Origin of the sequence: Jeotgalibacillus malaysiensis (assembly GCF_044789845.1) — a bacterium.
GTDB classification, from domain to species: Bacteria; Bacillota; Bacilli; order Bacillales; family Jeotgalibacillaceae; genus Jeotgalibacillus; species Jeotgalibacillus malaysiensis_A.
Genome location: NZ_CP085252.1, coordinates 2,500,923 through 2,521,009, shown reverse-complemented (window position 1 = coordinate 2,521,009; position 20,087 = coordinate 2,500,923). Strand labels below are relative to the sequence as shown.

The following is a 20,087-nucleotide window of genomic DNA, read 5'->3' as shown; positions in this document are numbered from 1 at the left end:
CTTTATTCTGAAAACTTTATTAAGATAGAAATGTAGAGAATTTTCTTATATTTTTTTGCCGTAAAATGAATGAGTATTCATTCAAAAATTACGGATTCAGTTCAAAGGGGGATCTTTAACAGATGAGACACATTCAAAAAGCAGTAGTAATCGGCTCGGGTGTCATGGGGTCAGGCATTGCTGCCCACCTTGCAAATATCGGTATTCCATCGCTTCTGCTGGACATCGTTCCAAAGGAATTAACAGAAGCGGAACAGGCAAAAGGGCTGACGCTTGAAAGTCCACAGGTCAGAAACCGCCTGAGTCAGGGAGCTGTACAAAAACTATTTAAACAAAAGCCTGCACCACTATCATCAAAATCCCATGCAGCACTCATTACAGCAGGTAACCTGGATGACCACATGGACCAGCTTGGTGAAGCCGACTGGATCATTGAAGTGGTTGTCGAAAACCTTGATGTTAAAAAGAAAGTATTTGAAAAAGTAGATCAGTATCGAAAGCCTGGCAGTATTGTAAGTTCGAACACATCAGGTATTTCAATAGAAGCAATGGTAGAAGGCAGATCTGAGGATTTCAGTAAGCACTTTCTTGGGACACACTTTTTCAACCCGCCGCGTTACCTGAAGCTTCTTGAAGTGATTCCAGCTCAGTCAACAGACCCGGAAGTTGTTCAGTTCATGAAGACATTTGGAGAAGACACGCTTGGTAAAGGGGTCGTGTTTGCAAAGGATACGCCTAACTTTATTGCGAACAGAATTGGAACATATGGTTTACTGGTGACTGTAAAAGAAATGCTGAAAGGCGGCTACAGCGTTGGTGAAGTTGATTCGGTAACAGGCCCATTAATCGGCCGTCCGAAGAGTGCCACTTTCAGAACGCTTGACGTTGTTGGACTTGATACATTTATCCATGTAGCGAAAAACGTCTACGATCAGGTGGAAGGTCAGGAAAAGGAAGTATTTGAAGTGCCGGACTTTATGCTGAAAATGCGTGATAACGGCTGGCTTGGCAGCAAATCAGGTCAGGGCTTCTTTAAGAAAGAAGGAAAAGAAATTCTTCAGTTAAACCCTGAGACGCTTGAATATGAAACGCGCGGTAAGTTGAAGGCAGCTTCAGTTGAGATGGCTAAGCAGGAAAAAGGCTTCTCAGGCAAGATGAAGACGCTCGTATACGGAAAAGACCGTGCATCAGAATTGCTCTGGTCCATCCTTTCACCGGTGCTCGTTTATTCAGCTGAGCTAAATGGTGAAATTGCTGACGATATCACAGGTATTGACCAGGCAATGAAATGGGGCTTCGGCTGGGATAAAGGACCATTTGAAACGTGGGATGCAATCGGCGTAGCAAAATCAGTTGAGCGCATGAAGGCTGAAGGGCTGAACGTACCTGAATGGGTAGAAAACATGATCGCAAAAGGCCATGATTCATTCTATAAAGAAGAAAATGGTGACCTTTTCTTCTATCATAACGGTTCATATCATCCGGTTGAAGAAAACGAAAAAGTAATCAACCTGAAGCGTCTGAAGAAAAGAAACGGTGTCATTAAGAAAAACTCAGGTGCAAGCCTGATTGATCTTGGAGATGGCGTAGCGCTGCTTGAATTTACTTCTCCTAACAATGCGATTGGTATGGATATTACCCAGATGATCAATTACGCAGTAGATGAAGTATCTAAAAATTATAAAGGTCTTGTGATCGGCAACCAGGGTAAAAACTTTTGTGTTGGTGCAAACCTTGCGATGATCCTGATGGAAGCACAGGATGATAATATTTTTGAAATTGATATGGTCGTCAAGCACTTCCAGCAGGCAATGATGAAGCTGAAATACAGCTCATTCCCGGTTGTGGCTGCGCCGTTTGGCATGACATTAGGCGGTGGAACAGAGGTTTGTCTGCCGGCTGACCATATTCAGGCGTCCGCTGAAACGTATATGGGTCTTGTGGAAGTTGGCGTTGGACTCATCCCGGGTGGAGGAGGCAACAAAGAACTTTACCTGAATTACTACAACAGCCTGCCAAAAGGTGTAGACTTCGATCTTCAGAAAGTAGCAAACAAGGTGTTCGAAATGATCGCCATGGCGAAAGTTTCAACTTCTGCAGCTGAAGCGAGAGACTATAACTTCCTGAGCCAGTCTGACGGCATCAGTGTGAACGGAGACCATTTGATCTATGACGCGAAGCAGGCAGTCCTTCATCTAGCTGAAAACTATACGCAGCCTGTGAAGAAGAAGGTGCCAGTTGTCGGGGAGCCGGGATACGCAACATTGCTTCTTGGTGCACAGTCGATGTATCAGTCAGGGTTTATCTCAGAGCACGATCTGAAAATTGCTAAGAAACTCGCATACGTGATCGCAGGCGGAAAAGTACCTTATGGAACAGAAGTGGATGAAGAATATCTGCTTCAGCTTGAAAGAGAAGCATTCCTCAGCCTGATCGAACAGCCTAAATCACAACAGCGCATGCAGCACATGCTTGTAAAAGGAAAGCCGCTGCGTAACTAATTTGTAGTTAATAACCGCTGTTGATTTCCGTGGAGGACTACGCTTTCCGCGTCCGCGCGGTGAGCCCCTTCCGATGCTTTGCGTCTCCAGGGTCTCACCGCTCCTATGACGCAGGAGTCTCCGTCCGTAACGAAGATCAACAGCTAATAGAGTGAAATAACTTTACGATTCAGCATACAGATTACGAATAACAATCTTATTTGGATAAATCATTTAGTCGATTGTAGCGTAAGGGGCGACTCCTGTGGCAGGTAGGGACGTGTGAGGCCATGGCGAAGCCTGCGGGCTCACCGCCCGGCCGCGGAAAGCGTCCCCTTGAAGCGGAAATCGACGGTTTTGAAAAACCACACCAGCATTTAAGGGGGAGCATTATGCGTGAAGCAGTAATCGTTGCCGGAGCGAGAACTCCGGTCGGTAAAGCAAAAAAAGGATCGCTGGCTCATGTACGTCCGGATGATTTGGGCGCACTTGCTGTCAGAGAAACATTGAAGCGTGCAGGAAACTATGACGGGGAAATTGATGATCTGATTTTCGGCTGTGCAATGCCGGAAGCGGAACAGGGTATGAACATGGCGCGTAATATCGGTGCACTTGCAGGACTGAACTACACAGTACCGGCGATCACAATTAACCGCTATTGCTCATCCGGCCTTCAGTCAATTGCATATGGTGCAGAGCGGATTATGCTTGGCCATGCAGATACAATTATCGCCGGCGGAGCAGAATCAATGAGTCTTGTTCCAATGATGGGTCATACAGTGCGGCCGAACTCAAAAATCGCAGAAGAAATGCCTGAATATTATATGAGCATGGGTCACACAGCGGAGGAAGTGGCGAAGAAATTCGGCATCTCGCGTGAAGACCAGGATGCATTTGCTGTCAGAAGTCATCAAAAAGCAGCTAAAGCGGTTCACGGCGGCGTATTTGATGAAGAGATCGTGCCGGTGGAAGTGACACGCCGAACAGTTGGGAAAGATCATAAGCTGAAAGAAGAGACTTTTACATTCTCAAGAGACGAAGGCGTACGCCCTGACTCCTCAGTAGAATCCCTTGGTAAACTTCGTCCGGCGTTCTCAATGACCGGGTCAGTAACAGCGGGTAATGCGTCACAGACAAGTGACGGGGCTGCAGCTGTCATGGTGATGGAGCGCGAAAAAGCAGAATCACTTGGACTAAAGCCAATCGCTAAGTTCCGTTCATTTGCAGTAGGCGGCGTGCCACCTGAGATCATGGGTGTCGGACCGGTTGAAGCGATTCCAAAAGCGTTGAAGCTTGCAGGACTTTCTCTATCTGATATTGACCTGTTCGAGCTGAATGAAGCCTTTGCTTCTCAGTCAATCCAGGTCATCAGACAGCTTGGCCTGAATGAAGAGATTGTTAATGTAAACGGTGGTGCGATCGCACTTGGTCACCCACTGGGCTGTACAGGAACAAAGCTGACTTTGTCACTGCTTCATGAACTAAAGCGCAGACAACAGCAATTCGGTGTAGTTACAATGTGTATCGGCGGCGGAATGGGCGCAGCAGGCGTCTTTGAAATGATTAATTAACTTTCCATAGACCGGCTGCTCACTCCGCTTCAGGCGGACGCTTTCCGGACGGTTGTTGCTGAGCCTCCTCGCCTTCGGCTGTGGGGTCTCAGCTTCCAACTAATCGTCCCGGAGTCGCCGCCTTTCGCTGCGTTCGCAGCCTGGAAAGTTACTTGGTACTAATGTCAATTTTAATAATAAGAACATAAAGGGAGGAATTTTTCATGTCAAACGAAACAAAAGCATTGGTTAAAGGCGGCAGCTTTCTGATTGAGGATGTTGAAGCTTCAAGCGTATTCACACCGGAGGATTACACTGACGAGCAGAAAATGATCGCTAAAACAACTGAGGACTATGTTATCAATGAAGTTGTTCCTGAAGTTGAGCACATCGAAAACCATGAGTTTGACCGTTCAGTTAAACTTCTGAAAAAAGCAGGGGACCTCGGTCTTTTAGGTGCTGATGTACCTGAAGAGTACGGCGGTCTTGGACTTGATAAGGTCAGCTCAGCTTTAATAGCTGAAAAAATGTCTCGCGCTGGCGGTTTCTCAATCACTCACGGTGCACACGTAGGAATCGGTTCACTGCCGATCGTTCTTTTTGGTAACGAAGATCAGAAGCAGAAGTATCTGCCACTACTTGCTACTGGTGAGAAGATTGCTGCTTATGCTCTGACTGAGCCAGGTTCAGGTTCTGATGCACTCGGCGCAAAAACAACTGCTAAGCTAAATGAAGCAGGCACTCACTACGTATTAAACGGTGAAAAGCAGTGGATCACAAATGCAGGCTTTGCTGATGTATTTGTTGTGTATGCAAAAATCGACGGCGAGCACTTCTCTACATTTATCGTAGAGCGCGACTTCTCCGGCGTTTCAGTTGGTGCTGAAGAGAAGAAGATGGGGATCAAGAGTTCTTCAACTCGTACACTGATTCTTGAAGACGCTCAAGTTCCGGTTGAGAACCTGCTTGGGGAAGCTGGAAAAGGTCACGTCATTGCATTTAACATCCTGAACATCGGGCGTTACAAGCTTGGTGTAGGTACAGTTGGAGCCTCAAAACGTGCACTTGAGCTTGCTGTGAAATATACAAACGAGCGTAAACAGTTCAACACACCAATCTCAAGCTTTAACCTGACGAAGGAAAAGCTTGCGACAATGGGTGCAAAGCTTTATGCAACAGAAAGCTCAGTATATCGAACAGTAGGGTTGTTTGAAGATCGTATGAGCCAGCTGTCTGATGAAGAAATCAAAGATGGTAAAGAAGTAGCGAAATCAATTGCTGAATATGCAATTGAGTGCTCTCTAAACAAAGTATTCGGTACTGAATCACTTGACTATATTGCAGATGAAGCAGTTCAGCTGCACGGCGGTTACGGCTTCATGCAGGAGTATGAAGTAGAGCGTATTTACCGTGATTCACGTATTAACCGGATCTTTGAAGGAACAAACGAAATTAACCGTCTGCTGGTTCCAGGGACTTATCTTCGTAAAGCAATGAAGGGCGAGCTGCCATTACTTCAAAAAGCACAGGCGCTTCAGGAAGAACTGATGTCGATGATGCCTGAAGAAATCAGCGATGAGCCGTTAAAGCAGGAAGAGTATCTTGTAAAGAATGCGAAGAAAATTGGTCTGCTGGCTGCAGGTCTTGCTGCACAAAAGTACGGCAAAGCGCTTGAAGCAGAGCAGGAAATCCTTGTGAACATTGCTGATATCGTATCACTTGCATATGCGATGGAATCTTCACTTCTTCGTACACAAAAGGCTGTTGAAAAGTCCGGTCTTGAAAAGAACCAGCAGAAGGTTCTTTATACACAGATCTTCTGTCAGGAAGCGTTCAATGAGATTGAACAGCATGCAAAAGAAACACTGATTGCTGCTGAAAGCGGAGATTCACTTCGCATGATGCTTTCTGCACTTCGTAAGTTCACTCGTTTCACACCGGTGAACCTGATTCCAACAAAGCGTGAAGCGGCTGCGAAGCTGATTGATGCTGAGAAGTTTGTCGTTTAATCATACCCTTGTAAGCCGCTAATGATTTCCGTGGGGACTGCGCTTTCCTGCCCCCGGCCGGTGAGCTTCCTCAGGCTTCGCCTTGCGGGATCTCACCTGCCCTTTCCCGGGGCGGGAGTCTCCGTCCCCACTCCAATCACTAGCTGGTTTGTACGATAAACTTTAATGAAATAATTCTAAGTAAGAAACCGTCTACAATTTAGGCGGTTTTTTCGTGTGGAAAGCATCTTTAATTGACTTATAATGCATAAATCCTTACGATATGTTTAAACTTTTAAACGTATAGACATAAGGAGAGTGGTTAGATGAATGTGTTAATTACCGGGGCATCAGGTGGTATTGGGAAAGAGCTGGCGAAGCTTTTTGCTGAGAAGGGTCATACACTGATTCTTGCAGCGAGAAGTGAGGATAAGCTGAATGAACTGACGGCTGAGCTTGCTGGGAAATATACGATTGAAACACATATTTTTAAAAGCGACTTATCTAAGACAGGATCTGCTCAGGCACTTTTTGATCAGGTTCAATCAGAAAATATGAAGGTCGATATTTTAATCAATAATGCAGGCGTGGGACTTTTTGGAGAGTTTCATCAGACAGATCTTCAAAAGGAGCAGGAAATGATTCAGTTGAACGTGACATCCTTAACTGAACTGACAAAGCTTTTTGGACGGGAGATGGTGAATGCGAAGTCAGGAAGAATACTGAACGTGGCGTCAACTGCAGCATTCTTCCCGGGGCCATTAATGGCAGTGTACTATGCATCTAAAGCATACGTAAAATCATTTACCGAAGCACTTGATAACGAGTGGGCTGAACATGGCGTGCAGGTTTCAGGATTATATCCCGGTCCTACGAGTACAGGGTTTAAGGATACGGCAGAACTGAATGATTCAAAGTTATTTAATAACGGCACCATGAAGCCGCAAGCGGTAGCAAAAATTGCGTTTATCGAATTTATGAATGGGAAAAAGCAGATTATTCCTGGAGGCATGAACAAGCTTCAGTCCAGAGCGAGCCGTCTCATATCCAGGTCAGTAGCTGCAAATATTGTCAGGAAAACACAGGAAAGAGAGTAGTGAGGTGACAACAATGGGTGAACAGGCAGAAAAAGCATTTCGGGATTGTATACCGTTATTTCAGGCATTGAGTGATCCTTACCGTCAGGATATTGTCTTAATGCTTTCAGAAACAGATTCAATGACAGTGAACGAATTAACGGACAAGCTGCCACTCTCCCGTCCTGCTGTTTCTCATCATTTGAAAATTCTTCGTGAACAGGGTATTTTAAAAATGGAACAGCATGGAACGCAGCGCAATTATTCCCTTGCTCTTGAGGGAGCGCTGGAAACGTTAAAGCATCTGATTATTACCGTGGAAGACCGGTGTTATTAAAAGGGAGGAATGAACATGTCGATTACTTTTTATACTTATCCAAAATGCGGAACATGCCGCAAAGCGAAAAAATGGCTGGATCAAAATGAGGTTTCATACGAAGAAATTCATTTAATTGATTCACCGCCTTCAAAAGAGGAACTTTCTGAGCTATATAAAAAGAGCGGGCTTGAGCTGAAAAAGTTTTTCAACACAAGCGGCGTAAAGTACCGCGAGCTTGGTCTGAAAGATAAGCTTACTGACATGTCAGATGATGAAAAGCTTGAACTGCTGGCTTCAGACGGTAAGCTGATCAAGCGTCCGCTGACAACTGACGGCAGTCAGGTAACAGTCGGATTCAAAGAACCTGAATTCGAGGAAAAATGGCAGGGCTAAATCAGAAACAATTCTTGTTTTCGGGCACCTGTTATGCCAATATGAAGTAGTATAGAAATCATTCATATGCGGAGGGAAAACACATGAGTTCACCAAAAGAATTACGTTATTCAGAAGAACACGAATGGGTAAAAGTTGAAGACGGTAAAGCACGAATTGGTATCACTGAATTCGCACAGTCAGAGCTTGGCGATATCGTATTCGTTGAGCTTCCGGAAGTAGGCGACGAGCTGCAGGCAGACGAGCCGTTTGGCAGCGTTGAATCTGTTAAAACAGTTTCAGAACTTTACGCACCAGTCAGCGGTAAAGTCGTTGAGGTGAACGAAGACCTTGAAGACAGCCCTGAATACGTTAACGAATCTCCATATGAAAAAGCTTGGATGGTCGTAGTGGAACTTTCTGATGACTCAGAAGTTGACGCACTGATGGATGCTGAAGCATATGACAAAATGACAGACGAAGACTGATTGAAGTGCCGTTCACCTGGTAGGGTGAGCGGTTTTTTTGTAACCGGCACAGTGGGGACGGAGTTGAGTGGTTCATTTTTGTAATCATTCTAAAAACGACACATTCAACTCCGTCCCGCCTGCGCCGCATAAATAATGGAAGTAACATCACCAGCCATCTCATTTACTTGCAATTATCCACAGTACAGGCGACAATTAAATCAGCAGCATACCATGTAAGAAAGCCGTGCGATCCTTAGGTGAGGGTGTGATGGGAAATGCAGTGCAAAAAGGTTATTATTGTTGAGGGTAAGTCTGATAAGCGCAAGGTTCAGCCGATTATTAGAGAGCCGGTTGATATCATTTGTACAAATGGTACAATCAGCCTGACGAAAATGGATGAACTGATTGATGAATTGTATGAAAAAGATGTTTATGTGCTTGTGGATGCGGATGATGCAGGTGAGAAGCTCAGAAAACAGTTTAAAAGAGAGATGCCTGAAGCGGATCATCTGTATATCGACAAAGCCTATCGTGAGGTCGCAACAGCTCCTGAGCAGCACCTGGCAGTCATTTTAGCCGGTGCGAACATTGATATTTATACTGAGTTTTTAGAAAAAAGGATGAATCTTTAATGATAAAAGAATGGACAATAGAAGATCTGGACCAGCGATTGAAGGAAAAAAAGCAGTCAGCGATGTATTTATACACCCCGATGTGCGGAACGTGTAAGCTTGCCGGTAAAATGCTTGAGGTAACGGCTGTGGCGATTCAGGATACTGAGATCGGAAAAGCTGACCTGAATTATGTTGAACCGCTGGCTGAGCGTTACCAGATCGAGAGTGTACCGTGTCTGCTGTTATTCAAGGATGGACAAATGGTCCGCAAAATATATAAATTTGAATCTGTACCAACGATTTTTGAAGCATTCGGAGAATTGTCAAGACAGCCGGCAAATCAGTAAATGTCCAATTTTGAAAAAAATTCGTTGACAGTAAATTTAAGAACATGATACGATTTGTCTCGTACTCTTAATGAATCTTAACTGAATACGCGTAACTCTTATCAAGAGCGGCGGAGGGAAGTGCCCTATGAAGCCCGGCAACCGACAGTTTACTGGAAAGGTGCCAAGTCACACAGGTTTAAACCTGGCAGATGAGAGAAAGCCGTTTAATTTTTGACGCCTTTCTGCTCATCACGCAGAGAGGCGTTTTTTATATATAAAGGGCTATTTAATGGCAGCACTTTAACTTCCTGCTTTAACGGGATAATAAGTTAATTTACGAAAGTGGGTGATGGTATGATTACCATCTCAGATGTGAAAAAAGTATTTAAAACAAAAAGCGGTTCACTGACTGCAGTTGACAAAGTTAACCTGAAAATTCAGGAAGGCGAAATCTTTGGCGTGATTGGCTACAGTGGTGCCGGTAAAAGTACATTAATCCGTATGCTGAATGGTCTTGAACAGCCGTCAGAAGGTAAGGTTGATATAAACGGTAAGCTGATTTCCTCTATCAAAGGAGGAGACTTACGCAAAGCGAGACAGAAAATCAGTATGATCTTTCAGCATTTTAATCTTCTTTGGTCAAGATCGGTGAGAGAGAATATCTCATTTCCTCTTGAAATCGCAGGCGTTCCAAAAGAGGAAAGATTAAAAAGAGTAGATGAGTTGATTGAACTCGTAGGACTTGAAGGGCGCGGGGATGCCTATCCATCTCAGCTCAGTGGCGGTCAGAAGCAGAGAGTAGGGATTGCAAGAGCGCTTGCAAATGACCCTGAAGTACTGCTTTGTGATGAGGCTACGTCAGCACTTGATCCTCAGACGACTGATTCAATCCTTGAACTGCTGGTTGATATCAACAAACGTCTCGGTTTGACCATTGTACTGATCACACATGAAATGCACGTGATCAGAAAGATTTGTCACCGCGTTGCTGTTATGGAAGGCGGGAAGGTTGTAGAGCTTGGAGATGTGCTTGACGTCTTTAAACAGCCGAAAGAAAATATCACAAAACGTTTCGTTCAGCAGGTAACGGAACCTGAAGAAACAAAAGATACAATTGAACATCTGCTGAAGGAATATCAGGACGGAAAAGTTGTCAAGCTGACGTTCGTTGGTGAATCAGCAGAGCAGCCGGTTGTCACTAACCTGATCCGTTCGTTTGATCTGCAGGTGAATATTCTGCAGGGAAAAATTTCTCAAACGCAAAATGGTGCATATGGATCCCTGTTTATACATTTACACGGGAAGTCCGACGAGCTGGCGCGTGCGATTGAATTTTTAGAAGCGGCAAGTGTTGGAGTGGAGGTGATGACACATGATTGAACAGATTTTTCCGAACGTTGACTGGCCGGTCATGTGGGAAGCAACTTATGAAACGATTTATATGACGGTCATTTCAGTTGTCATTACATTTATTCTTGGAATCGGTCTCGGCTTACTTTTATTCCTTACCTCTAAAGGGAACCTGTTGGAAAATAAAATTGCTTACACAATTACAACAGCAGTTGTGAATATTTTCAGGTCGATCCCCTTCATTATCCTGATCATTCTGCTCATCCCATTTACACGTTTTCTACTAGGGACGATCAGGGGAGCAGAGGCAGCACTACCGGCATTGATTATCGGTGCAGCACCTTTCTACGCACGTATGGTTGAGATTGCATTACGTGAGATTGATAAGGGCGTCATTGAGGCAGCAAGATCAATGGGGGCCAAAATAAGCACCATTATATTTAAAGTATTAATTCCGGAATCAATGCCAGCTCTGATCTCAGGAATTACTGTTACAGCCATTGCGCTGGTCGGTTATACGGCGATGGCTGGTGTCATCGGAGCAGGAGGACTTGGTAACCTGGCATTTCTTGACGGTTTCCAGAGGAGTCGTGATGACGTAGTACTCGCAGCAACAATCATCATTTTAGCAATCGTCTTCATCATTCAATTCCTTGGAGACTTCTTCACCAACAAACTGGATAAACGCTAATTTAGCTAATTATAAAAACACATTAAAGGGAGAGATTTAAACATGAAAAAATTCGTAGCAGGGACATTCGCAGTAACAAGTATTTTCGCACTGGCAGCTTGTGGTTCAGATAATTCAGAGGAAGGTATCGGTACAAGCGAAGATGGCGAGCCGGTTGAACTGAGAGTCGGCGCATCTAACGTGCCTCACGCTGAAATCCTTGAGCAGGCACAGCCGCTCCTTGAAGAAGAAGGCGTAGACCTTCAGATCGAAACGTATCAGGACTATATCCTGCCAAACCAGGATCTTGAATCAGGAGAAATTGATGCGAACTACTTCCAGCACATTCCATATCTTGAGTCACAGATCGCAGAACACGGCTATGACTTTGCAAACGCTGGCGGTATTCACATTGAGCCAATCGGCGTATATTCTCAGGAGCACGCTTCACTTGAAGACCTTCCTGATGGTGCAGAAATCTTAATGAGTAATTCAGTAGCTGACCACGGCCGTATCCTGACAATGCTTGAAGCACAGGGGCTGATCACACTTGATCCTGAAGTTGAAAAAACAGCAGCAGAAATTTCTGATATTCAGGACAACCCTAAAAACCTTCAATTTGAAGCAGATTATGAAGCAGCACTTCTTGTACAGCTATATGAAAACGGAGAAGGTGACGCTGTACTGATCAACTCTAACTACGCAATTGATGCTGGTATTAACCCGCTTGAGGATTCAATTGCCCTTGAAGATTCAGATTCACCTTATGTAAATGTGATTGCAGTTAACAGCGGTGAAGAAGAAAACGAAGCTGTTCAGAAGCTTGTAGAAGTATTAACTTCTGAAGAAATTCAGGATTTCATTCTTGAAGAATGGGGCGGCGCTGTCGTACCGGTTGACGCTGAATAATTGTTTGGTAACTGCTCAGTCTATGACTGGGCAGTTTTTTATATGGAGTGGAGGTTGCTGCAATTCATCTCTCTACTTATCGGTTTCCATCTCAAGCCTGCATTGCACGACGCCCTCTTAATGACCTTAAGTAACAAAAGCCAGCTTCCGAAGGACATGCAGGGCTGCTGCTTTTTGTCGCTATTTTGGCCGGAGTTGTAGCAATCACTTCTCAGGTTGTCGCAATACACCTGGGAAGTTTTCTGTTTTCACGCCTGAGATTGTAGTAATTCCGATATCCGGCTGTTATATTTACCAAAAACAAAAACCTCCCTCCAAAAATTTTTTTAAAATAGCGCATCCATTGCTATAAAAACAATGTAAACCCTTACATATACCGGGTGAATATTTGTAATAGTCAAAAAAAGATGATAGTGTGTTTAGTAAGTTTTCTAGCGGGTAATACACCAACTAGCAAACAGTTTTAGAAAAAATATGGAAACGGAGTCACGGACAAAAAATCGAAAAGGAATGATTCATTATCCATCCTATTAAAGTTGATTTTACAACTGACATGGAGAAGCAGATGCTAAGTTCGCACGGAATTGGTTACGAAACGTATATGAGAGATCACAATGTGCGTATGAATGTGGAAATGAAACGTGAAGAAGATTATAAAAAGTCACAGGACTTAGTCCAGGAACTTGAAGGTAAAGTCATCAATCATTTATAATAGTAATGAAGTGAAAAAGTCAGTGTATCTTACACTGACTTTTTTGATTGTAAAGGCAAGGGTCAGCGACATTTGATTCTAGTTTTAATTTGTTATAAGATTAGAATGAGAATAAATTGAGAATGGTTCTTCCATTTCAAATTCATATACAAACGGAGGTAATTAGACAATGGCTTCAACTTTAGTAATTAAAGATCTTCATGTTGAGATCGAAGGCAAAGAAATTTTAAAAGGTGTAAACCTTGAATTAGATAGCGGTAAGATTCACGTTATTATGGGACCAAACGGAACGGGTAAATCCACGCTTGCTTCAGCAATTATGGGACACCCTAAGTTCGAAGTAACAAAAGGTGAAGTACTGCTGAACGGTGAAAACGTTCTTGAAATGGAAGTGGACGAGCGTGCACTTGCAGGTCTATTCCTTGCAATGCAGTATCCAAGTGAAATCACTGGCGTAACAAATGCAGACTTCCTTCGTTCTGCAATCAATGCACGCCGTGAAGAAGGTCAGGAAATCTCTTTAATGAAATTTATTAAAGAATTAGATAAAAACATGGACTTCCTTGAAATGGATCAGAACATGGCACAGCGTTACCTGAATGAAGGTTTCTCAGGCGGTGAGAAGAAACGTAATGAAATTCTTCAGCTGATGATGATCAGACCTGAATTCGGTATTCTTGATGAGATTGACTCTGGTCTTGATATTGATGCACTTAAAGTTGTATCTAAAGGAATTAATCAGATGCGCAGCGAAGACTTCGGCTGCCTGATTATCACTCACTATCAGCGTCTTCTTAACTACATCGAGCCTGATTTTGTACACGTTATGATGCAGGGCCGCGTAGTTAAATCGGGTGGACCTGAACTGGCTCAGCGCCTTGAAAGTGAAGGTTATGACTGGATCAAACAGGAACTTGGTATTGAAGACGAAACTGTAGGACAAGAAGCGTAACTGATAGGAGGATGAATATGACGACACAAATGAAATTGCCGGTTGATCAGCAAGCGGTGCAGGCTTTCTCAGAAAAGAACGGCGAGCCTGGCTGGCTGTCGTCCCTTCGATTGGACGCACTTGCGAAAGCAGAAGAGCTGCCATTGCCGAAGCCGGATAAAACGAAAATTGATAAATGGAATTTCACACAGTTTGCAAGCCATACTGTAGAAAGCGAAGCTTATGCTTCATTAGAAGAGCTTCCTGAATCAGTGAAGTCTCTTGTAGACGCTGAGAAGCAGGAAAACCTGTATATTCAGCGCAACAATACACCAGCATACCTGAAGCTGTCTGACAGCCTGAAAAGTAAAGGTGTTATTTTCACAAATATTTTAACTGCAGCGAAGGAACATCCTGAGCTTGTAGAACAGTACTTTATGAAGGATGCAGTGCAGGTTGATGAGCATAAGCTGACTGCACTTCATGCAGCACTTGTAAATGGCGGAGCATTCCTTTATGTTCCTAAGAATGTTGAACTTGAAGAGCCAATCCAGGCTGTATACGTTCACGACAATGCAGAAGCAGCACTTTTCAATCACGTATTGGTTGTGGCTGAAGAAAATTCTGCAGTCACTTATGTTGAATCTTATCTTGCAACTGAGGGTGCGGGTGAGTCGCTTGCGAACATCATCACTGAAGTTGTAGCAAAAGATAACGCACGCGTTGTATACGGAGCGGTTGATAACCTGTCAGAAGGTACAACAACTTACGTGAACCGCCGCGGTATAGCAGCACGTGATGCAAAAATCGAGTGGGCACTTGGCATGATGAATGACGGGAATACAATCTCAGAAAACATCACGCACCTGATTGGCGATAATTCACACGGCGACACGAAAATGGTTGTAGTCGGACGTGGAAATCAAAAGCAGAACTTTACGACAAATATCAGACACTGGGGTAAAAATTCAGAAGGATATATCCTGAAGCACGGTGTAATGAAGGATGCAGCTTCTTCTATCTTTAACGGAATCGGTAAGATCGAGCACGGCGCGACAAAAGCAAATGCCGAGCAGGAATCACGTGTACTGATGTTAAGTGAAAAAGCACGCGGTGATGCAAACCCGATCCTTCTGATTGATGAAGATGATGTAACTGCAGGTCACGCAGCTTCAGTAGGCCGCGTAGATCCAATGCAGCTATTCTATCTGATGAGCCGTGGTATTTCTCAAAGAGAAGCAGAGCGTCTTGTCATCCACGGTTTCCTTGCACCAGTTGTGACAAAGCTTCCAATTGAAGGCGTAAAGCAGCAGCTTACAGAAGTCATTGAAAGGAAAGTGAATGTATGAATGTCGAAGAGATCCGCAGACAGTTTCCAATATTGGACCAGGAAGTAAACGGTCAGCCGCTTGTCTATCTTGACAGCGCAGCTACTTCTCAAAAACCGCTGTCTGTGATCCAGGCGCTTGACGAGTACTATAAAGGGTACAACTCAAACGTGCACCGCGGTGTACACACGCTTGGAACCCGGGCGACAGACGGGTATGAAGGAGCTCGCGAAAAAGTTCGTAAATTCATTAATGCCGCATCTTCTGAAGAAGTCATCTTCATGCGCGGTACAACAACGGCGATTAATACCATCGCACAAAGCTATGGTCAGGACAATGTAAAAGAAGGCGACGAAATCGTCATCACACACATGGAGCACCACAGTAACATCATTCCATGGCAGCAGCTGGCGAAAAGAACCGGTGCAACACTGAAGTATGTACCGCTTCAGGAAGACGGCACGCTGTCACTTGATGATGTACGTGAAACAATCACATCAAACACGAAAATTGTTTCGATCATGATGGTTTCAAACGTACTCGGCACAATGAACCCGATTAAAGAAATCACACAGATTGCACATGAAAATGGCGCAGTGATGGTGGTGGACGGTGCACAGGCTGCACCTCATATGAAGGTGGATGTGCAGGATCTTGACTGTGACTTCTTTGCATTCTCAGGCCACAAAATGGCTGGGCCGACTGGTATTGGCGTTTTATATGGTAAGAAGAAGCACTTAAACGCAATGGAGCCGGTAGAATTCGGCGGAGAAATGATTGACTTTGTCGGTCTTCAGGATTCCACATGGAAAGAGCTTCCGTGGAAGTTTGAAGGCGGTACTCCAATCATCGCCGGAGCAATCGGTCTTGGGGCAGCAATCGACTTCTTGAATGAAATCGGTTTGGATGAAATTGAGAAGTATGAGCACCACCTTGCAGCTTATGCGATGGAGAAAATGTCTGAAATCGATGGCCTGACCATCTACGGACCTAAAGATCCATCTAAGCGCGCAGGCCTTGTGACATTTAATCTTGATGACGTTCATCCACATGATTTAGCCACTGTACTTGATGCAGACGGTATTGCGATTCGTGCAGGTCATCACTGTGCACAGCCGCTGATGAAATGGCTTAATGTCTCTTCAACAGCCCGTGCAAGCTTCTATCTGTATAACACAGAAGAAGATATTGACCGCTTAGTAAGTGGACTCGTTAAAACAAAGGAGTATTTCAGCGATGTCTTTTAATAACTTAGACCAGCTGTATCGTCAGGTGATTATGGATCACTATAAGAATCCACGTAATAAAGGTGAAATCGAAGACAGTGTGACTGTTGATATGAATAACCCTACATGCGGTGACAGAATTCATTTAACACTTGATGTGCAGGATGGAATTGTGCAAGAAGCGAAATTCGATGGTGAAGGTTGCTCAATCTCAATGGCGTCTGCTTCTATGATGACTCAGGTGATCAAAGGCAAGCCCGTAGAGGAAGCACTTAAATATTCTCAAATCTTTTCAGATATGATGCTTGGTAAAGAATACGATGATTCAGTAGACCTTGGTGATATTGAAGCACTGCAGGGTGTAGCAAAATTCCCTGCCCGTATCAAATGTGCAACACTTTCCTGGAAAGCAATGGAGAGAGGGATTGACCAGCAGTCTGAATAACTGCAAACAAAGAAGGAGGAATCATCATGGCTAAAAAAATGCCCGAAGTTGGCGATTATAAATATGGCTTTCATGATAAAGACGTATCGATTTTCCGTTCGAAGCGTGGACTGACACGTGAAATCGTGGAAGAAATCTCACGTATGAAAGAAGAGCCGGAGTGGATGCTGAACTACCGTCTAAAAGCTCTTGAGCAGTTTTACAACATGCCAATGCCTCAGTGGGGCGGCGACTTAAGCGGACTGAACTTTGATGAAATTACGTACTACGTTAAGCCATCAGAGCGAAGCGAGCGCAGCTGGGACGAGGTTCCAGAGGAAATCAAGCGTACATTTGACAAGCTTGGTATTCCTGAAGCTGAGCAAAAGTACCTTGCAGGTGTATCTGCACAGTATGAATCAGAAGTTGTATACCACAACATGAAAGAAGATCTTGAAGAAATGGGTATTGTCTTCAAGGATACTGATTCAGCGCTGAAAGAAAACGAAGAGCTTTTCAAACAGTACTGGGGAACAGTTATTCCATCAAGTGATAACAAATTCTCAGCACTGAACTCAGCAGTATGGTCAGGTGGATCATTCATCTATGTCCCTAAAGGCATAAAAGTTGATACACCACTACAGGCATACTTCCGAATCAACTCTGAAAATATGGGTCAGTTCGAGCGTACACTGATCATTGCAGATGAAGGTTCAAGCGTACACTACGTTGAGGGTTGTACAGCACCAGTTTATACAACGAACTCACTTCATAGTGCCGTTGTTGAAATCATTATCAAAAAAGACGCTTACTGCCGTTACACAACCATTCAGAACTGGGCAAATAACGTATTTAACCTGGTAACGAAGCGTGCAGTATGTGATGCAAATGCAACGATGGAATGGGTAGATGGAAACATCGGCTCTAAGCTGACAATGAAATACCCTGCAGTCATCCTTCGCGGTGAAGGTGCACGTGGTATGACACTGTCAATCGCACTTGCAGGTAAAGGTCAGCACCAGGATGCAGGAGCTAAAATGCATCACTTAGCGCCAAACACATCTTCAACAATCGTATCTAAATCGATCTCTAAACAGGGCGGTAAAGTAACGTACCGCGGTATTGTACACTTCGGACGTAAAGCACACGGTGCACGTTCTAACATTGAGTGTGATACGTTGATTATGGATAACGAATCAACATCTGATACAATTCCATACAACGAAATTCTGAACGACAACATTTCACTTGAGCATGAAGCGAAAGTGTCTAAGGTTTCTGAAGAGCAGCTATTCTATCTGATGAGCCGCGGAATTTCTGAAGAGGAAGCAACTGAAATGATCGTAATGGGCTTCATTGAACCATTTACGAAAGAGCTTCCAATGGAATATGCAGTAGAGATGAACCGTCTGATCAAGTTCGAGATGGAAGGTTCTATCGGTTAATATGACAAAAACCCGTACTTTTTGAAGTGCGGGTTTTTTATATGGACTGGGACTTGGACAAGCTCTGAAGTGATTGCGACAATTCGGGTGGCGATTGCAACAAATCCCCGGGCGTACCGCTACAAATTCAGCATAAACCGCGACAACTCCGGCAGAAACAGCAGCATTTACCACCGACCCCTGACCAGTAACTATCAACAGCCAAAAAAAAAGACTGCCGCGGCAGTCTTTGGAGTTTACTTTATTAAAGATCATCTATATCCCTGCACAACAGGTGATTGGAGTGGAAGGGGGCGACTCCTGCGGCAGGAAGGGACGTGTGAGACCAGGCATGGCGAAGCCTGCGGGCTCACCGCCCGGCCGCGGAAAGCGTCCCCCTGTAACGTAAATCACCGTACTCCATATGCAGTGATAACTTTTTAATAAGACAAATCCTCCGAAACCTTCCCACCAGAAGCAGGTCTCCACATAAAGCCAATCGCCGCACCAACCAATGCCGGCAGCATCCAGCCGAGTCCAATTTCATATAAAGGCAGGTAAATCATATAAAAATCTGTTACAGCATCTAGTGCCCCGTTTGCAATGCCAGGCAGCGTGCCAACCAGTGCATTGTAGCCGTCAATCAGACTGACGAAGAATGTCAGGAACATTGCGCCTGCATAGATGCTGCGCTTATGACCGAACAGATTCGAAGTCATGCCAAGTAAGATCAGCACAATCGCAAGCGGATATAAGAACATCAATACAGGAATCGCATACTGAATAATATTCGTTAAGCCGAAGTTTGCAATAACCAGTGACATCAGTGTCAGAATTAAGACAAACATTTTGTAGCTGACTTTAGGATAAAGCTGATGGAAAAATTCACTGCAGGCGATAATCAGCCCGATACTGGTTTTCACACAGGCCAGGACGATAATCAATGCAAGCAATATTGAGCCGAATGGACCGAAATAATGCTGGGCAACTGCGGCAAAAGTCAGTCCGCCATTTTCGAATGTACCGACAGCTGAAGGACTTGAAGCGCCCATGTAGGTAAGCAGCCCGTAGATCAGCATCATCAGGCCGGTCGCAATGAGACCTGACTTCAATGTCGTGCTGGCAATGGCTTTTTTATCAGTAATCCCAAGATTTTTAATCGCATGAATCACAATGATGCCAAACGCCAGTGCGCCAAGCGCATCCATTGTATTATAGCCTTCACGGAATCCGCTCATAAAAGGAAGTGACTCATAACCCGGAGCTGGTGCTTGGAAGCTGCCCATCGGTTTAACGATTGCCGTAAGGATTAAGATTGATAAGAAAAATAAGAAGACCGGTGTTAAATATTTTCCGACGATGTCCATAACCTTCTCAGCTTTTAGTGACAGCACATAGACAATTGCAAAGAAAATAATGCTGAAAACTGCAAGCCATAAATGACTCTGTGCAGGACTGACGAAAGGTTCAAACCCGACTGTAAATGGAACAGTGGCTGTACGAGGAATCGCAAAGAACGGTCCGATTGTTAAGTATAGAATCAGTGCAAAGACTGTACCGAATAAAGGATGAACTCTGCTTGCCAAATCGTGCAGCCCTTTACTGCCTGATAATCCGATCGCAAGGATACCCAGTAGCGGAAGTCCAATGGCAGTAACGAGAAATCCTGCCAGTGCAGGCCAGAATGATGTACCGGCAAGCTGGCCGAGCTGGATCGGGAATATCAGATTTCCTGCCCCGAAGAAAAGCCCGAATAACATCGTGCCGATCATCAGATAAGTAGAGAATGGGATCTTTTGTTGCATAATCGTGTTCCTTTCCTGTGCCTTTTTAAGTGCAACGCTGTGATGTGATAAAGGTAATCCTAACAAGAATCTACCAGGGTTACAATAGCAATAATTTCATTTTTAAAAAG

The 20,087-nt window shown here is 44.3% G+C and carries 19 protein-coding genes and 1 riboswitch; of the genes, 18 read left to right on the top strand and 1 reads right to left on the bottom strand.

Going from position 1 to position 20,087, the window contains the following annotated elements; translation table 11 throughout:
• The first annotated feature begins 122 nt into the window (after positions 1 to 122).
• The 18 genes from LG330_RS13520 to sufB all read left to right on the top strand — a co-directional run bounded on the left by LG330_RS13520 (position 123) and on the right by sufB (position 18,193).
• Positions 123 to 2,501, top strand: coding sequence for a 3-hydroxyacyl-CoA dehydrogenase/enoyl-CoA hydratase family protein (locus tag LG330_RS13520; protein ID WP_404404643.1), 2,379 nt, complete (start codon positions 123 to 125; stop codon positions 2,499 to 2,501).
• Positions 2,502 to 2,872: 371 nt separating this feature from the next.
• A complete protein-coding gene (locus LG330_RS13515; protein WP_404409611.1) occupies positions 2,873 to 4,051 on the top strand; it encodes an acetyl-CoA C-acetyltransferase in 1,179 nt (392 codons plus the stop codon).
• Positions 4,052 to 4,254: 203 nt separating this feature from the next.
• On the top strand, positions 4,255 to 6,039 hold the full coding sequence (locus LG330_RS13510; protein WP_404404641.1) for an acyl-CoA dehydrogenase family protein: 1,785 nt from the start codon (positions 4,255 to 4,257) through the stop codon (positions 6,037 to 6,039).
• Positions 6,040 to 6,344: 305 nt separating this feature from the next.
• On the top strand, positions 6,345 to 7,115 hold the full coding sequence (locus LG330_RS13505) for an SDR family NAD(P)-dependent oxidoreductase (RefSeq protein WP_404404639.1): 771 nt from the start codon (positions 6,345 to 6,347) through the stop codon (positions 7,113 to 7,115).
• 13 nt (positions 7,116 to 7,128) lie between these two features.
• Complete coding sequence (locus tag LG330_RS13500) at positions 7,129 to 7,431, top strand: ArsR/SmtB family transcription factor (RefSeq protein WP_404409609.1); 303 nt, start codon at positions 7,129 to 7,131, stop codon at positions 7,429 to 7,431.
• A gap of 15 nt (positions 7,432 to 7,446) precedes the next feature.
• Positions 7,447 to 7,806: an arsenate reductase family protein gene (locus LG330_RS13495; protein ID WP_404404637.1), complete on the top strand. Its 360-nt coding sequence runs from the start codon at positions 7,447 to 7,449 to the stop codon at positions 7,804 to 7,806.
• A gap of 83 nt (positions 7,807 to 7,889) precedes the next feature.
• Positions 7,890 to 8,273, top strand: coding sequence for a glycine cleavage system protein GcvH (gcvH, locus tag LG330_RS13490; RefSeq protein WP_039810781.1), 384 nt, complete (start codon positions 7,890 to 7,892; stop codon positions 8,271 to 8,273).
• Between the two features lie 257 nt (positions 8,274 to 8,530).
• On the top strand, positions 8,531 to 8,887 hold the full coding sequence (locus tag LG330_RS13485; RefSeq protein WP_404404635.1) for a toprim domain-containing protein: 357 nt from the start codon (positions 8,531 to 8,533) through the stop codon (positions 8,885 to 8,887).
• A complete protein-coding gene (locus LG330_RS13480) occupies positions 8,887 to 9,216 on the top strand; it encodes a thioredoxin family protein (RefSeq protein WP_404404633.1) in 330 nt (109 codons plus the stop codon). Before LG330_RS13485 ends, LG330_RS13480 begins: the two co-directional genes overlap by 1 nt.
• Before the next feature lie 95 nt (positions 9,217 to 9,311).
• Positions 9,312 to 9,414: riboswitch (SAM riboswitch) on the top strand.
• A gap of 138 nt (positions 9,415 to 9,552) precedes the next feature.
• Positions 9,553 to 10,578, top strand: a complete 1,026-nt coding sequence (locus LG330_RS13475) for a methionine ABC transporter ATP-binding protein (RefSeq protein ID WP_404404631.1) — start codon at positions 9,553 to 9,555, stop codon at positions 10,576 to 10,578.
• A complete protein-coding gene (locus LG330_RS13470; protein WP_404404629.1) occupies positions 10,571 to 11,239 on the top strand; it encodes a methionine ABC transporter permease in 669 nt (222 codons plus the stop codon). The genes LG330_RS13475 and LG330_RS13470 overlap by 8 nt, the downstream gene beginning before the upstream one ends.
• 42 nt (positions 11,240 to 11,281) lie before the next feature.
• On the top strand, positions 11,282 to 12,127 hold the full coding sequence (locus tag LG330_RS13465; RefSeq protein ID WP_404404627.1) for a MetQ/NlpA family ABC transporter substrate-binding protein: 846 nt from the start codon (positions 11,282 to 11,284) through the stop codon (positions 12,125 to 12,127).
• A 565-nt stretch (positions 12,128 to 12,692) separates the two neighbouring features.
• Positions 12,693 to 12,839: a hypothetical protein gene (locus tag LG330_RS13460; protein WP_404404625.1), complete on the top strand. Its 147-nt coding sequence runs from the start codon at positions 12,693 to 12,695 to the stop codon at positions 12,837 to 12,839.
• Between the two features lie 169 nt (positions 12,840 to 13,008).
• Complete coding sequence (gene sufC, locus LG330_RS13455) at positions 13,009 to 13,791, top strand: Fe-S cluster assembly ATPase SufC (protein WP_404404623.1); 783 nt, start codon at positions 13,009 to 13,011, stop codon at positions 13,789 to 13,791.
• A gap of 17 nt (positions 13,792 to 13,808) precedes the next feature.
• Positions 13,809 to 15,119 carry a Fe-S cluster assembly protein SufD gene (gene sufD, locus LG330_RS13450; RefSeq protein WP_404404621.1) on the top strand — a complete coding sequence of 437 codons (1,311 nt, stop codon included), beginning with the start codon at positions 13,809 to 13,811 and terminating at the stop codon, positions 15,117 to 15,119.
• Entirely contained in the window at positions 15,116 to 16,345 is a 1,230-nt protein-coding gene (locus LG330_RS13445) for a cysteine desulfurase (RefSeq protein WP_404404619.1), read from the top strand. Before sufD ends, LG330_RS13445 begins: the two co-directional genes overlap by 4 nt.
• Positions 16,335 to 16,769, top strand: coding sequence for a Fe-S cluster assembly sulfur transfer protein SufU (gene sufU / locus LG330_RS13440; RefSeq protein WP_404404617.1), 435 nt, complete (start codon positions 16,335 to 16,337; stop codon positions 16,767 to 16,769). The genes LG330_RS13445 and sufU overlap by 11 nt, the downstream gene beginning before the upstream one ends.
• A 26-nt stretch (positions 16,770 to 16,795) precedes the next feature.
• The gene (sufB, locus tag LG330_RS13435; protein ID WP_404404615.1) at positions 16,796 to 18,193 is read left to right on the top strand and encodes a Fe-S cluster assembly protein SufB; all 1,398 of its coding nucleotides are present in this window, start codon (positions 16,796 to 16,798) and stop codon (positions 18,191 to 18,193) included.
• Positions 18,194 to 18,612: 419 nt separating this feature from the next.
• Here the strand turns inward: sufB and brnQ are convergent, their stop codons facing one another.
• Entirely contained in the window at positions 18,613 to 19,977 is a 1,365-nt protein-coding gene (gene brnQ / locus LG330_RS13430) for a branched-chain amino acid transport system II carrier protein (protein WP_404404613.1), read from the bottom strand.
• Between the last annotated feature and the right edge of the window lie 110 nt (positions 19,978 to 20,087).

Excerpts from the sequence above, each read along its gene's own strand:
- LG330_RS13465 (WP_404404627.1), top strand. The coding sequence starts at position 11,282 with ATGAAAAAATTCGTAGCAGGGACATTCGCAGTAACAAGTATTTTCGCA.
- sufC (WP_404404623.1), top strand. The coding sequence starts at position 13,009 with ATGGCTTCAACTTTAGTAATTAAAGATCTTCATGTTGAGATCGAAGGC.
- LG330_RS13510 (WP_404404641.1), top strand. The coding sequence starts at position 4,255 with ATGTCAAACGAAACAAAAGCATTGGTTAAAGGCGGCAGCTTTCTGATT.
- LG330_RS13505 (WP_404404639.1), top strand. The coding sequence starts at position 6,345 with ATGAATGTGTTAATTACCGGGGCATCAGGTGGTATTGGGAAAGAGCTG.
- LG330_RS13460 (WP_404404625.1), top strand. The coding sequence starts at position 12,693 with ATGCTAAGTTCGCACGGAATTGGTTACGAAACGTATATGAGAGATCAC.
- LG330_RS13475 (WP_404404631.1), top strand. The coding sequence starts at position 9,553 with ATGATTACCATCTCAGATGTGAAAAAAGTATTTAAAACAAAAAGCGGT.
- LG330_RS13495 (WP_404404637.1), top strand. The coding sequence starts at position 7,447 with ATGTCGATTACTTTTTATACTTATCCAAAATGCGGAACATGCCGCAAA.
- LG330_RS13480 (WP_404404633.1), top strand. The coding sequence starts at position 8,887 with ATGATAAAAGAATGGACAATAGAAGATCTGGACCAGCGATTGAAGGAA.
- LG330_RS13485 (WP_404404635.1), top strand. The coding sequence starts at position 8,531 with ATGCAGTGCAAAAAGGTTATTATTGTTGAGGGTAAGTCTGATAAGCGC.
- sufB (WP_404404615.1), top strand. The coding sequence starts at position 16,796 with ATGGCTAAAAAAATGCCCGAAGTTGGCGATTATAAATATGGCTTTCAT.
- sufU (WP_404404617.1), top strand. The coding sequence starts at position 16,335 with ATGTCTTTTAATAACTTAGACCAGCTGTATCGTCAGGTGATTATGGAT.
- LG330_RS13470 (WP_404404629.1), top strand. The coding sequence starts at position 10,571 with ATGATTGAACAGATTTTTCCGAACGTTGACTGGCCGGTCATGTGGGAA.
- sufD (WP_404404621.1), top strand. The coding sequence starts at position 13,809 with ATGACGACACAAATGAAATTGCCGGTTGATCAGCAAGCGGTGCAGGCT.
- brnQ (WP_404404613.1), bottom strand. The coding sequence starts at position 19,977 with ATGCAACAAAAGATCCCATTCTCTACTTATCTGATGATCGGCACGATG.
- gcvH (WP_039810781.1), top strand. The coding sequence starts at position 7,890 with ATGAGTTCACCAAAAGAATTACGTTATTCAGAAGAACACGAATGGGTA.
- LG330_RS13520 (WP_404404643.1), top strand. The coding sequence starts at position 123 with ATGAGACACATTCAAAAAGCAGTAGTAATCGGCTCGGGTGTCATGGGG.
- LG330_RS13445 (WP_404404619.1), top strand. The coding sequence starts at position 15,116 with ATGAATGTCGAAGAGATCCGCAGACAGTTTCCAATATTGGACCAGGAA.
- LG330_RS13500 (WP_404409609.1), top strand. The coding sequence starts at position 7,129 with ATGGGTGAACAGGCAGAAAAAGCATTTCGGGATTGTATACCGTTATTT.
- LG330_RS13515 (WP_404409611.1), top strand. The coding sequence starts at position 2,873 with ATGCGTGAAGCAGTAATCGTTGCCGGAGCGAGAACTCCGGTCGGTAAA.